The 12,664-nt window shown below is 64.0% G+C and carries 11 protein-coding genes; 9 read left to right on the forward strand and 2 right to left on the reverse strand.

Annotated features, from left to right (window positions below; all coding sequences use genetic code 11):
* Positions 1–23 precede the first annotated feature (23 nt).
* A complete protein-coding gene (locus OK352_RS06460; protein ID WP_265140627.1) occupies positions 24–890 on the reverse strand; it encodes an SDR family oxidoreductase in 867 nt (288 codons plus the stop codon).
* A 133-nt stretch (positions 891–1,023) separates the two neighbouring features.
* Between OK352_RS06460 and OK352_RS06465 the strand changes: the two genes are divergently transcribed.
* From OK352_RS06465 to OK352_RS06485, 5 genes are all read left to right on the forward strand, one after another.
* Complete coding sequence (locus OK352_RS06465; protein ID WP_265140628.1) at positions 1,024–2,814, forward strand: ABC-F family ATP-binding cassette domain-containing protein; 1,791 nt, start codon at positions 1,024–1,026, stop codon at positions 2,812–2,814.
* Between the two features lie 299 nt (positions 2,815–3,113).
* Positions 3,114–4,034 (forward strand): ABC transporter ATP-binding protein, encoded by a 921-nt coding sequence (locus OK352_RS06470; protein ID WP_265140629.1) that lies wholly within the window; start codon positions 3,114–3,116, stop codon positions 4,032–4,034.
* On the forward strand, positions 4,031–4,852 hold the full coding sequence (locus OK352_RS06475; protein ID WP_265140630.1) for an ABC transporter permease: 822 nt from the start codon (positions 4,031–4,033) through the stop codon (positions 4,850–4,852). The genes OK352_RS06470 and OK352_RS06475 overlap by 4 nt, the downstream gene beginning before the upstream one ends.
* 32 nt (positions 4,853–4,884) lie before the next feature.
* Positions 4,885–6,057 carry a sensor histidine kinase gene (locus OK352_RS06480; RefSeq protein ID WP_265140631.1) on the forward strand — a complete coding sequence of 391 codons (1,173 nt, stop codon included), beginning with the start codon at positions 4,885–4,887 and terminating at the stop codon, positions 6,055–6,057.
* A gap of 23 nt (positions 6,058–6,080) precedes the next feature.
* The gene (locus OK352_RS06485) at positions 6,081–6,791 is read left to right on the forward strand and encodes a response regulator (RefSeq protein ID WP_265140632.1); all 711 of its coding nucleotides are present in this window, start codon (positions 6,081–6,083) and stop codon (positions 6,789–6,791) included.
* Between the two features lie 7 nt (positions 6,792–6,798).
* On the opposite strand, the gene OK352_RS06490 is transcribed toward OK352_RS06485, so the two are convergent.
* Entirely contained in the window at positions 6,799–7,770 is a 972-nt protein-coding gene (locus OK352_RS06490; RefSeq protein ID WP_306387775.1) for a LysR family transcriptional regulator, read from the reverse strand.
* A 70-nt stretch (positions 7,771–7,840) separates the two neighbouring features.
* On the opposite strand from OK352_RS06490, the gene OK352_RS06495 reads away from it, so the two are divergent.
* The 4 genes from OK352_RS06495 to OK352_RS06510 all read left to right on the forward strand — a co-directional run bounded on the left by OK352_RS06495 (position 7,841) and on the right by OK352_RS06510 (position 12,662).
* Positions 7,841–9,577, forward strand: a complete 1,737-nt coding sequence (locus OK352_RS06495) for an L-aspartate oxidase (protein ID WP_265140633.1) — start codon at positions 7,841–7,843, stop codon at positions 9,575–9,577.
* 409 nt (positions 9,578–9,986) lie between these two features.
* On the forward strand, positions 9,987–10,496 hold the full coding sequence (locus tag OK352_RS06500; protein WP_265140634.1) for a hypothetical protein: 510 nt from the start codon (positions 9,987–9,989) through the stop codon (positions 10,494–10,496).
* Between the two features lie 138 nt (positions 10,497–10,634).
* On the forward strand, positions 10,635–11,636 hold the full coding sequence (locus OK352_RS06505; RefSeq protein WP_265140635.1) for an ABC transporter substrate-binding protein: 1,002 nt from the start codon (positions 10,635–10,637) through the stop codon (positions 11,634–11,636).
* Positions 11,637–11,660: 24 nt separating this feature from the next.
* On the forward strand, positions 11,661–12,662 hold the full coding sequence (locus OK352_RS06510; RefSeq protein WP_265140636.1) for an ABC transporter permease: 1,002 nt from the start codon (positions 11,661–11,663) through the stop codon (positions 12,660–12,662).
* The last annotated feature ends 2 nt before the right edge of the window (positions 12,663–12,664 follow it).

Genomic DNA, 12,664 nt, shown 5'->3' on the forward strand with positions numbered 1-12,664 from the left:
AGCTCGCACGGCCTGGTGAGCGTTCAGCTGAGACTGAAGCCGCCGTCGCTTGTCAGCACCTGCCCGACGACCCAGCTTCCGGCCGAGGTGGACAGCCAGCCGATCAGTTCCGCTGGATCTGATGGTGTTCCGAACCGTCCGAAGGGCGTGGTCGCCAGATAGTCGTCGAGGGCATCGAGCGAACGGTCTGTGGTCTCTGGGTCCATGTATCCGGTGTTGACCGGGCCGGGGTTCACCGTGTTGAGAATGATGCCGAGTTCGAGCAGCTCGGATGCAACGGAGCCGGTGACTCCGGCGAGAGCCGCCTTGCTCGTCGCGTACGCGATTTCGCCCGGCATCGGCCCCTGCACCTGTCCAGACGTCATCCAGAACACGTGACCCTGCGGGCAGTCGTAGGGTTTGCTGCCCGAGAGACGCTCACCGGGGCGTCGTGCCGTCTCGGGCGGCGCGCTCAGGCGACGAGCGAACTCCGCGGTGAGAAGCAGCGTTGACCGAGCATTCACCTCCCAGTACGCGTCAAGCCGGTCGGGCGTCATATCGAGGATGCTGCCGTCATCGCCGCTCTTCGCGTGATTGCAGACGAGAATGTCGACGGAACCGGTGAGGGCGGACGCATGGTCGATGACCGAGGTGATCATCGATGGATCGGCCAGGTCCGCGCCAATGTCGCTGCTGAGCGCCCGATCGGTGAGATGCTCGCGGATCTCGTCTCGCACGGCCTGGAGGTCATCGGCTCCCCAGGGCTGTTCGCGATCATGTTCGCGATGATGGTGCGTGACGATATTCGCCCCGAGCGCTGCCAGCTTGGTAGCAGTGGCAAAACCGATTCCGCGGCGGCGGGAGACCCCGGTCACCAGTGCCGTTCGTCCGCTGAGCGGCAGATCCGTCATGAGCAGTCCCTTCCCACACGTGACACGTCCACAGGCTGATGCTGGGTCATCAGCGCGTCGCGGGAACGAGCCTACGCGACAGCATCCGCGCATGTCGGTCGAGCCCAGCCCGACCCTCTACGCTTGAAGGGATATGGCTCATCTTCTTGGCGGGGAGAACCTGCATCTCGAGTTCCCGACCCGCGTCGTCTTCGATTCCGTCACCGTCGGCCTCAACGAGGGCGATCGCGTCGGCATCGTCGGGCGCAACGGCGATGGTAAGTCGACGCTTCTCGCCCTTCTGGCCGGCCGCCTCGACCCCGACGACGGCCGCGTCACGATGCGTCGCGGCACGACGATCGGCGTCCTCGACCAGCGCGACAGCATTGCCGACGATGCCACCGTCGCCGAGACGATTGTCGGCACCATGGCCGAGCACGAGTGGGCTGGCGATGCACGCATTCGTGACATCATCACGGGCCTGGCACGCGACATCCCCTGGCAGGCTCCAGTCGGATCCCTCTCCGGTGGGCAGCGCCGACGCGTCGCGCTCGCTGCTCTGTTGGCCGGGGACTGGGACGTTTTGTTCCTCGACGAGCCCACAAACCATCTCGATGTCGAGGGCATCGCCTGGCTCGCCGATCACCTGAAGCGGCGATGGGGCGCCTCCAGCGGAGGACTCATCGTCGTCACCCACGACCGGTGGTTCCTCGACGAGGTGTGTACGGCAACGTGGGAAGTGCACGATCGCATCGTCGAGCCCTTCGAAGGTGGTTATGCCGCCTACATCCTGCAGCGTGTGGAACGCGACCGACTGGCGGCCGTTGCCGAGGAGAAGCGGCAGAACATCATGCGGAAGGAGCTCGCTTGGCTGCGTCGCGGCCCGCCCGCACGCACGTCGAAGCCGAAGTTCCGCATCGATGCGGCCAACGAGCTGATCGCGGACGAGCCGCCCGCGCGCGACACGGTCGAGCTCACGCAGCTGGCCACGTCGCGCCTGGGCAAGGACGTCGTCGATCTCATCGATGTGGGCGTCACATATGGCGACCGCACGGTTCTGAATCAGGTGGAGTGGCGCATCGCGCCGGGGGAGCGCACCGGCATCCTCGGCGTCAACGGAGCGGGAAAATCGACGCTTCTCGGGCTGATCACAGGAGAGGTTGAGCCCACAAGTGGCAGTGTCAAACGCGGAAAGACTGTGCGCATCGCGAGCCTCACGCAGCAGCTCGACGAGCTTGACGAGATCGCGCATGAACGTGTGCGCACGGTGATCGGCCGCCTGCGGTCAGGCTACGTCGCCGGAGGTAAAGAGCTGACGCCCGGGCAGCTTCTCGAGCGTCTGGGGTTCTCGAGCGCCCAGCTGTCGACACCGATCAAGGACCTCTCGGGTGGCCAAAAGCGGCGCCTGCAGCTGCTGCTGATCCTGCTGGACGAACCGAACGTGCTGATCCTCGACGAGCCGACGAACGATCTCGACACGGACATGTTGACGGCGATCGAGGACCTTCTCGACTCGTGGCCCGGCACGCTCATCGTCGTCTCGCACGATCGTTATCTCGTCGAGCGCGTCACCGATCAGCAGTACGCCGTCATCGACGGGCATCTGCGGCACCTCCCCGGCGGCGTCGAGGAGTTTCTGCGGTTGCGTGGTCGACAGAAAGCGGATGCCGGTGACGCGACGATCGCGCCCCTGGCAGCATCCGCTCCAGCCAGTTCTGGCCTCAGCGGCGCTGAGAAGCGTGCGGCAGAGAAGGAGCTCTCGGCCGTCGATCGCAAGATCGCGAAGCTGCAGAAGCAGGTTTCCGGAGTGCATCAAGAGCTCGCTGATCACGACCAGAGCGACTATGAGGGGCTCGGTGAGCTGACGGCGCGCCTGCAGGGTCTTGAGTCCGAGGTGAGTGACCTCGAGACGCGATGGCTCGAACTGTCGGAACAGCTGGAATAGCCCGGCGGATGCTGTCGAGCCGAGCACGTGCGGCGAGTCTCGACGTCTCCGAGCGTCGTGCAGTTCGGTGAGGACGACGTCGTTGGATCTGCGTGCCTTTCGGACTGCGGATCGGCCCCGAGGCGATTCCGGAAATGGAGCGATTCGGTTGCTGACGGAGAGCAATTGTTTTTGGAGCTGCCTGGGCTGAGCGCTCACGGAGCAGTACCACGGTACGCATTCCGGGGTACTGAGGAGGACCGTCAGGTCACTACCACAGCGAGATTCGAAGGAGTCATGCTGCTGGATAGCCTCTGGACATGATCGTCTCAGAACACCTCACAAAACGATACGGCGAGAAGATCGCCGTCGAAGACCTCTCCTTCACCGTTCGTCACGGCGCCGTCACAGGATTCCTCGGACCGAACGGCGCCGGAAAGTCCACAACCATGCGCATGCTTGTGGGTCTCGACCACCCCACGAGCGGGACCATCACTCTCGGAGGGAAGGTCTACAGCGAGCTTCCGGACCCATTGCGGCATGTGGGCGTCATGCTTGATGCCCGAGCCGTGCATCCGGCGCGCAGCGCCTATCATCACCTCCTCTCGATCGCTCAGACACAGGGATTCCCGAAACAGAGGGTCAACCACGTCCTGGAAATGGTCGGTCTGTCGTCCGTGGCCCAGAAGCGGACCGGGGGATACTCGCTGGGGATGAGCCAGCGCCTCGGCATCGCCGCTGCCCTGCTCGGAGACCCCGACGTTCTCGTTCTCGATGAACCAGTGAATGGACTGGACCCTGACGGAGTGCTCTGGCTGCGCGAGACCCTGTCCGGGCTCGCGCGGGAGGGCCGGACCGTCTTTCTCTCGTCGCACCTGATGAGCGAACTCTCGCTTATCGCTGAGGACCTGATCGTGATCGGGCAGGGAAAGCTGCTTGCTGCCGGTTCGGTGGACGACATCGTCAGCTCGGTGGCCCCCGACTCTACGCGTGTCGTGTCCAACGACGCGGAAAAGCTCGCCACCGCGCTTCAGGGCACTCACGTGAGTGTGACCTCCACGGGCCGCGAGACCCTCCTTGTGCAGGGACGCAGCGCCCGAGAGATCGGTGCGATTGCGGCGGCGGAACGGATCACCCTGTACGAGCTCGCCACCGAGCGGCTCTCGTTGGAAGAAGCGTTCATGCGGATCACTCGCAACGCCATCGATTACGGCATCAACCAGCAGGAGGTTGCAGCATGACGTCCCACACCGCACTCGCGTCCGCGCCGGCGGGCGCCGACCTCGGGGCCGCCCGAATCAGCGCCGTAGGCATGCTGAAGTCGGAGTGGACGAAGCTCTGGTCTGTCCGCTCACTGTGGATCAGCCTGACCGCCGCCTTCGCTCTCACAATCGGGCTCTGTTCCTACATGATCATCGACGGGCAGATGCTCGGCAGTGACGACGGGGGCGGAAGCATTCCCTTTGGCTGGACAGCCATCTACCCGATCGGCATGCTCATCCTTGTGATCCACGGTGTGCTGACCATCACCAGCGAGTACAGCACCGGCTCCATCCGCACGTCGCTCGTGGCCGCTCCCCGGCGGACCGGGTTGCTGCTGAGCAAGGCTGCGGTCCTGACCGCAGTGACAACGGTTCTCGGTGCCCTCATGTCGGTTCTGCTGTACACGCTTCTGCAGTTCGCCGGCACTGTGCCGTCGGCACGAGGGATGTCGCTGTTCGATCCCGACATGTTCTGGGGCGTCCTCGGCGGAACCCTCGTGCTGCCCTACGGTGCGCTCTTCGGGCTCGCGCTCGGAGGGCTCCTTCGCAACGCGGCTGCCGCGATCGCACTGTACTTCGGAGTCTTTCAGCTGGGCCCGCAGATCTTCCCCGCCTTCTTACCCGACGGGCTCGCTCACCTGGTGGACTACATGCCCCTGGCGGCGATCGATGTTATGCGGGCTGCGGGACTGTCCACTGAACCGTACGGTGTCGGTGTCGCGGTTGTCGTCCTGCTGGCCTGGCTGGTTATGCTCGGCGGTGCCACCTGGTGGCTGCTCAAGCGGCGCGACGTCTGACCCAACTCCGCGAGCGCGAGAGAATGGTCACCATGACTGGACTGCTGCAGCGGGTGCGTGCCTTCGATCGGCAGCATCCGCTGTGGTGGGACCTCGCTGTGGCAATTGCGGTGACCGTCATCGCGCTCATCGCCAACTTGCCCCGTGATCCCGTCGGGGCTGCCTTCGTGGCTGTGGTCGCCATCGGAGTCATGCTGCGACGGCGGAAGCCCGTCCCTGCGCTGCTCACGGTGCTGTCAGCCGTTGTCTTCAGTGCTGTGGTCTCCAGCCTGACGGGTGTTGGTGGTGCCTGGTTGTACCTCACCATGTGGGTGATGCTGTTCAACGTCGGCCTCAGGGTCGGCAGCCGACGCATGTGGGCCTTCGGGGTGATCATCCTCGTCGCCGGGCTCGCGGCCTTCGTCGATCCGGTCAACGGCTTCTCCAGTGATCTGCTCGAACGGATTCGCTCGTCAGTGGGCGTGACGGCGATGTCTGCCGCGTCGTACCTCGTCGGAGTGCAGATCAACATCCGCAGGCAAGCACTCGTCACTCATCGGCGGGAGGCGGCACGAGAAGCCGTGATTGCGGAGCGATCGCGAATTGCACACGAGATGCATGACATCATCGGGCACAACCTGTCGGTGATCACATCACTCGCCAACGGAGGTTCCGTTGCCGTGCGAAACTCACCGCCAGACGCCGAGCATGCGTTTGATGCCATTGGGGAAATCAGCCGATCGTCTGTGCAGGAGGTTCGCCGCATCCTCACGGTTCTCCGGTACGATCAGAGCCCCGACGGCGCATCGTTGACCCCACAGCCCGGGCTCGACGATGTCGCTGCGCTTGTCGACACGGTCAGGGCGACAGGTGTCAATATTGCTCTTGAGCGTTCGGGGGATCTGGAGAGGATTTCACCCGGACGACAGCTCGTCGTCTTTCGAATCGTCCAGGAATCCCTCACCAACGTTCTGCGCCACGGCGGCCCTCGGCCGCACGTGAGCATCAGCATCGCCAGCGTTGTCGCGGAATTGACGGTGATCGTCGAGAACACCGGCACACGCTCCAGGTCGACGCCGAGTGACTCGAGCACTGAGCCGGGGCACGGCATCGTGGGGATGCGCGAGCGCGCCGCAGCCTACGGTGGCACAGTAGACGCGCACGCAACGCCCGTGGGGTGGCGCGTGAGCGCACGAATTCCCGACGATCGAATTGGCAACCGGTGAGCACAGGAACGGAGACCTCGGCAATGGCCATCACAATCCTGATCACAGACGATCAGCCATTGCAGCGCATGGGCATGAGGATGTTCCTTGATGGGCAGCCGGACATCGACGTCGTCGGCGAAGCGGCGAACGGCGACGATGCTGTTCGGCTCGTTGCCGAGCTGCAGCCCGACGTCGTCCTCATGGACATTCGAATGCCCGGCATGGACGGCATCGCCGCAACGCGGAACATTGTGGACAAGAAGTCGGGGACGGCTGGCCCGTGGGTCTTGCTTCTCACGACCTTTGATCTTGATGAGTATGTTCTTGCGGGACTCGAGGCCGGAGCGAGCGGTTTTCTCACCAAGGATGCCGAGCCGGCTGACCTGCTCTCAGCAATTCGCGCCGTAGCGGCCGGTGACGCTGTGATCGCTCCCGCTGCCACACGCCGGCTCATCGACCGGCTGGCAGCGCAGAGCAGGCAGGCTCCGCTGCGGCAGGGGGCTCACGCTCCAACAACGGTGAATCAGCTTTCCGCTCGTGAACGTGAGATTCTCATTGCGATCGGACACGGTCTGACGAACTCCGAGATCGCCGCACGACTGTATCTCGCAGAATCGACAGTGAAGAACTACGTCGGACGAATCTTCACGAAGATCAACGCCCGCGACCGCGTGCAGGCGGTCATCATCGCATACCGCGCCGATCTTGTTCGCGCTGACGACGATCCGGATGCTGTCGAACAGAACCCGTGAGTGCTCGTCACTGCTCGCGCTGGCTCTCGTCGGAGCGACCACTCGTCACCAGTAGACGCGCAGCCGGCGTCCGCCTGACCACACCCTCGGCGGTCGCGAGGATCGCACGCTGCATCTCCGCAGACGCACGAGAGAGCGTGACATCGGCCCGGTGCGCGAGGCTCACCGTTCGCTCGAGCCTGGGCTCCGAGAGACGGGCAGAGCACAGGCTCGGCCGGTCGATGAGCACCATGGCGGGCACGAGCGCCACTCCGAGCCCGCGCTCGACGAGCCGCAACGCCGCGTGCATTTCGACACCGGTGATCACAGGAGAGGGCATGAGGCCAGCGCTGCGAAATGCGGCGTCCGTAGCGGACCGCAGATCGTAGCTCTCGGGGAACACGATGAGCGGCAGCCGGCTCAGGTCCTGCAGGCTGATCACCTCGTTGTTGGTGGGTGCCGGCCGATCGGATGACCACACGACGACAAGCTCCTCGGCCAGCAGTGGCTCCTGCGACAGGCTCACTCCTGCGGTTGTCGGCCCCTCGGACGTCGTGATCATGGCGATGTCGAGCGCCCCGATGGCGAGCTGCTCCTGCAGCATCCGCGAGCCACCCTCGGTGAGCTCAAGATCGATGCCGTCATGCTCGGCGTTGAACGCCGTGAGCACTTCCGCGAGAAGGCTGATGCACAGCGTCGGCGTGGCACCGATGCGCACGCGTCCCCGGCGCAGCCCGCGAAGCTCCGACATGTCGTCGCGCACGGCATCGGCGTCGGCAAGCATGCGTCGGGCCCGAGGAAGCAGTGCTTCCCCGGCCGTCGTCAGCGAGATGTGTCCGCGAGCACGATGAAACAGCTCGGCACCGAGCTCGCTCTCCAGCGTCGAGATCTGCCTGCTGAGCGACGGCTGCGCAAGATGGAGACGCTCGGCGGCTCGCGTGAAGTGGCCGAGTTCGGCGATCTCGACGAAACCGCGCAGCTGCTCCAAATTCATACTCATAGCGTAACGCTATTGATTCGAGTAAAACTATGCATTGGACGTATCACCAGGACGTTTCTAGCGTGGAAGCATGACTGGAAACCTTCCCGAACGTCAGCTGTCGACCAGCGTCCTCATTATCGGAACCGGTGGCTCCGGGCTCCGTGCCGCGATCGAGGTCGCGCAATCCGGAGTCGATGTGCTCGCCGTCGGCAAGAGACCCCGCGATGACGCCCACACTTCGCTCGCCGCCGGCGGTATCAACGCGGCGCTCGGCACGATGGACCCCGACGACTCCTGGCAGCAGCACGCAGCAGACACCATCACCGAAAGCTATCTGCTCGCCAACCCCGAGACTGTCGAAACGGTGACTCGTGGTGCCGAGCGCGGCATCCGCGATCTGGAGAATTGGGGCATGGACTTCGCCCGTGAAGACAACGGGCGCATCTCTCAGCGATTCTTCGGCGCCCACACATTTCGGCGCACTGCGTTCGCCGGAGATTACACCGGGCTGGAAATTCAGCGGACGCTCGTGCGCCGCGCCGAACAGCTCGATGTGCCGATCCTCGACCACGTGTACATCACCCGCATCCTCGTCCGCGACAACGTCGTCTTCGGCGCGTACGGCTTCGACCAAAACACAGGCACGCGCTACCTCATCAACGCCGATGCGGTGATCCTCGCCGCAGGCGGTCACACGCGCATCTGGCGACGCACATCGTCGCGCCGCGACGAGAACACCGGTGACTCCTTCCGTCTCGCCGTCGAAGCAGGAGCTCGCCTACGGGACCCCGAGCTGGTGCAATTCCATCCCTCGGGCATCATCGAGCCGGAAAACGCCGCGGGAACGCTGGTCTCCGAGGCCGCGCGCGGCGAGGGCGGCATCCTCCGCAACGCCCTGGGCGAGCGATTCATGTCGCGCTACGACGCGGAGCGCATGGAACTCTCGACGCGCGACCGCGTGGCGCTCGCCGCCTTCACCGAGATCGCCGAAGGCCGCGGCACAGAGGCAGGCGGCGTGTGGCTTGACGTCTCACACCTGCCGCGCGAAACCATCATGACCCGGCTGCCACGCGTCTACCAGACACTGCTCGACCTGCAGATGCTCGACATCACGACAGATCCGATCGAAATCGCTCCGACCGCCCACTATTCGATGGGCGGCATCTGGGTGCGCTCGCACGACCACAGCACGGACGTCGACGGGCTCTACGCCATCGGCGAGGCATCCAGCGGGTTGCACGGAGCGAACCGGTTGGGCGGCAACTCCCTCATCGAGCTGCTCGTCTACGGGCGCCTCGTTGGTCAGGCTGCGCTCGAACACTCGGCGAGCCTGGGGGAGCAGCGGCGTTCGGCCGCCGCCGTCGCTGAGGCGCGGGCTGAGATTGACGGGATGCTGGCTGCCGACGGACACGAGAACGTCCGAGCGCTGCAGCGGGCCGTGCGCAACACGATGACGGATTACGCGGGTGTCGTGCGCTCAGACGAGGGGCTGCGGGCCGGGCTGGCAGAGCTCGATGCGACCGAGGAGCGTATGAGCCAGGTCGGAATTCATCCGGACATCGCCGGGTTCCAGGATCTCGCCCACGCGTTCGATCTGAGGTCAGCAGCCCTCGCGGCGCGGGCGACGCTGGACGCAGCGTTGGAACGCCGAGAGAGTCGCGGATGCCACAATCGCAGCGATTTTCCCGACGAAGACCCGTCGCTGCAGGTGAATCTCGTATGGTCGCCCGACACCGGCGTGACGCGTGAAGAAATCCCGCCGGTTCCCGACGAGATCGCGGCGCTGATGCGGGATGTCTCCAGTGAGGGAAAGCTGGTGGAGTGACGACGCGACCTCAGAATCCTTCACGAGTGACGCTTCACAGCTACCTGTGGGGTCGGCTGAACTGACTGGGTAATTGCTGCACATCGCCACCTGCTGCACATTGCCACCTGCTGCGCCCGTGAGCGCGGACTGCGCATTCGATGACCCGGAAACGTGGCGGTTGTGTGCTCCGCACGTGGATGGGCTATGCAGATTCGGACGTGAAACCGGCGAGGTAATTGCGTTCGCTGCTGAAGGCTCCCATCGCGCCGCCAGCAGCATTCATCCCCAGCCCGAAGAACGCGACGTCTTCACGCTCGGATGCCCCTCCCGGTGACACATGCGGTCCTCGCGCACGTCACGTGAGCGTTGTGTGAGTGGTTGCTGCCAGAATCCGGCACAGGACACTGACGAACTCTGGAGGGTCACTATGGAAAAAGCACAGGGCCGGATGCTTCGGACGCCCGGTGTGATCATCGCGTTGGTGGCGGTTTTCGCCCTGACGGGCTGCTTCAGCTTTCCCGGGGGAGAAGGGCTTTCTGAGGAGGCCGCGAAGGAAGGAGCCGAGAAGCTGGTCGAGGAGTTCTCAGGCGGAGACTCTGATATTGAGATCGGCGAAGAACTGCCCGACAACTTCCCCGACAGCGTCCCACTCATCGATGCACCGATTGTGTCTGCGTCGTATCTAGATATGGACGATTCCGATGGAACCGCGGTCAGAGGGTGGATTGTGGCGATGACGGCAGACGTCAACTCGGCCGCCGCTGAAGAGGCTCGCCAGCTCTTGTTGGACGCCGGCTTCACAGAGGAGATGTGGAACGAGTCGACGGGAATGACCACCGGAATGTTCTCGAACGACGACTTTGGCGTCACGTTGGGCGTGATCAGTGAGGACGGAACTGTGAGTTATACGGTCATTCCGAAGAAGAACGACGAGTAGACCCGTCGCTGGGGTTACGGGTTCACAACGACCTCGGGAAAAATCATTGTTCGGTGCACGATTCGTGCGGCAATGCCCCGCTCTCCCGGTACTCTCGAGAGACGTGCTTTCCCTCTCGGGCGTCTAAGGAGAACCTCAATGAAGAAGACCAGGGCGATTTCGGGCCTTGCGATCGCGGCTGTCGGCGCGCTCGCGCTCGCTGGATGCAGTAGCGACGATTCGAGCGGCGGCGGTGACGACGGAGGCAAGGAGAAGCTCACCATCGGCATCAGCCAGCTGGTACAGCATCCTGCTCTTGACGCCGCGACCGAAGGGTTCAAACAGACATTCCTCGACGCCGGCTATGTCGAAGGCGACACGATCGAGTTCGACGTGCAGAACGCGAACGGCGAGCAGTCCACCGCCGTCACGATCGCCCAGGGCTTCGCGTCGCAGGATCTCGACATGGTGCTTGCGGTCGCGACACCCGCAGCGCAGGCTGCGGCACAAGCGATCACCGACATCCCTGTGCTGTTCACTGCCGTCACTGACGCCGAATCAGCGGAACTCGTCGATTCGAACGAGGAGCCGGGTGCCAACATCACGGGAACAAGTGATGCTGCGCCGATCGGTGATCAGCTCGACCTGCTCAGCCAGATCGTTCCCGACGCGTCGTCGATCGGCATCGTCTACAGCTCGGGCGAAGTGAACTCTGAGGTGCAGGTGAAGGCCGCTGAAGAGGCCGCGGGCGAACGGGATATGACCGTTGAGACGCAGACCGTCACGACGGCGAACGACATTGCGCAAGCGGTGCAGGCGCTGGGCGATGTCGACGCCATCTATGTGCCCACCGACAACACTGTCGTGTCGGGAATCGCATCGCTCATTCAGGTGGCCGAGAAGAAGCAGATCCCCGTGATCGGCGCTGAGTCTGGGACGGTCGAAGGCGGTGCGATCGCGACTCTGGGTATCGACTACACGGAGCTCGGAAAGCAAACAGGTGAGATGGCGCTGAAGATTCTCACCGAGGACGCTGACCCGGCGACTATGCCCGTCGAGGTCTCAAAGGAATTCACCTACGTTGTGAACCCGGGCGCAGCCGAGCGCATGGGCGTCACCATTCCCGAAGAGATTCTCGACAAGGCAGAGACCGTCGAATAATACGGAGCGCAGGCAAGGTTCACGATGATCGGCGCACTTGAGCTCGGAATCATTTACGGCGTGATGGCGCTGGGGGTGTACCTCACCTTTCGCGTCCTCAACTTCCCCGACCTGACCGTCGACGGGAGCTTCACAACGGGCGCTGCTGTCGCGGCCGCGATGATCACCAACGGACAGAACCCGGTGATCGCTACGCTCGCCGGTGGCGGTGCGGGGTTGATCGCGGGTGCGGTCACTGGCGTGCTGCACACAAAGGGACGCATTGACGGGCTGCTCGCGGGGATCCTGACGATGATTGCCCTGTGGTCGGTCAATCTGCGGATTATGGGCACGGCGAAAGAAGGATCGACCGTCGCGGCGAACCTGCCCCTGCTGCGTGCGGATACCGTGTACACACCGCTGAGGGACGCCGGCCTGTTGAGAACGTGGGCAGGAGTCGCCGTGCTCTTCGTCGCCGTCATGGCGCTGAAACTGATCGTCGACTGGTTCTTGTCGACCAAGCTGGGCCTGGCGATCCAGGCAACGGGCGACAACGGTCCGATGATCCGCAGCTTCGGGGTGTCAACGGACGGCACGACGATTCTGACGCTCGCCGTGTCGAACGGGTTCGTCGCCGCCTGCGGTGCTCTCGTGGCGCAGTATCAAGGGTTTGCCGATATCAGTATGGGCATCGGCCTGATTCTCGTCGGACTGGCATCGGTGATTCTCGGTCAAGCGGTTCTCGGGCAGAGATTCATTTGGGTGTCGACGTTCGCCGTTGTCTTCGGTGCTGTCCTCTACCGTCTCATCATCTTCTACGCCATGCGGGTGGGGCTCGATCCGAACGACATGAAGCTCGTGACCGCGGCACTCGTCGTGCTCGCACTGCTTCTGCCCCGCTGGGGATTCCTCAAACGCATCCCGTCGCTGCGCGGTCGTGGTGGCAAGGTGCCGCCGCGCGATGCCCCTCCCGCCGACGGCCCCGCCCCGTCCGTGGACGAACCGGTGGGAGCCACAGCTGCCACGACGCCGGGCGAAGGGAAGTAATC

The sequence above is a fragment of the Microbacterium sp. MPKO10 genome, assembly GCF_026107415.2.
Classification (GTDB): Bacteria; Actinomycetota; Actinomycetes; order Actinomycetales; family Microbacteriaceae; genus Paramicrobacterium.

Coding starts and splice junctions, on each gene's coding strand:
- OK352_RS06480 (WP_265140631.1), top strand. CDS start 4,885: ATGACTGGACTGCTGCAGCGGGTGCGTGCCTTCGATCGGCAGCATCCG.
- OK352_RS06500 (WP_265140634.1), top strand. CDS start 9,987: ATGGAAAAAGCACAGGGCCGGATGCTTCGGACGCCCGGTGTGATCATC.
- OK352_RS06510 (WP_265140636.1), top strand. CDS start 11,661: ATGATCGGCGCACTTGAGCTCGGAATCATTTACGGCGTGATGGCGCTG.
- OK352_RS06485 (WP_265140632.1), top strand. CDS start 6,081: ATGGCCATCACAATCCTGATCACAGACGATCAGCCATTGCAGCGCATG.
- OK352_RS06505 (WP_265140635.1), top strand. CDS start 10,635: ATGAAGAAGACCAGGGCGATTTCGGGCCTTGCGATCGCGGCTGTCGGC.
- OK352_RS06465 (WP_265140628.1), top strand. CDS start 1,024: ATGGCTCATCTTCTTGGCGGGGAGAACCTGCATCTCGAGTTCCCGACC.
- OK352_RS06490 (WP_306387775.1), bottom strand. CDS start 7,770: ATGAGTATGAATTTGGAGCAGCTGCGCGGTTTCGTCGAGATCGCCGAA.
- OK352_RS06495 (WP_265140633.1), top strand. CDS start 7,841: ATGACTGGAAACCTTCCCGAACGTCAGCTGTCGACCAGCGTCCTCATT.
- OK352_RS06470 (WP_265140629.1), top strand. CDS start 3,114: ATGATCGTCTCAGAACACCTCACAAAACGATACGGCGAGAAGATCGCC.
- OK352_RS06460 (WP_265140627.1), bottom strand. CDS start 890: ATGACGGATCTGCCGCTCAGCGGACGAACGGCACTGGTGACCGGGGTC.
- OK352_RS06475 (WP_265140630.1), top strand. CDS start 4,031: ATGACGTCCCACACCGCACTCGCGTCCGCGCCGGCGGGCGCCGACCTC.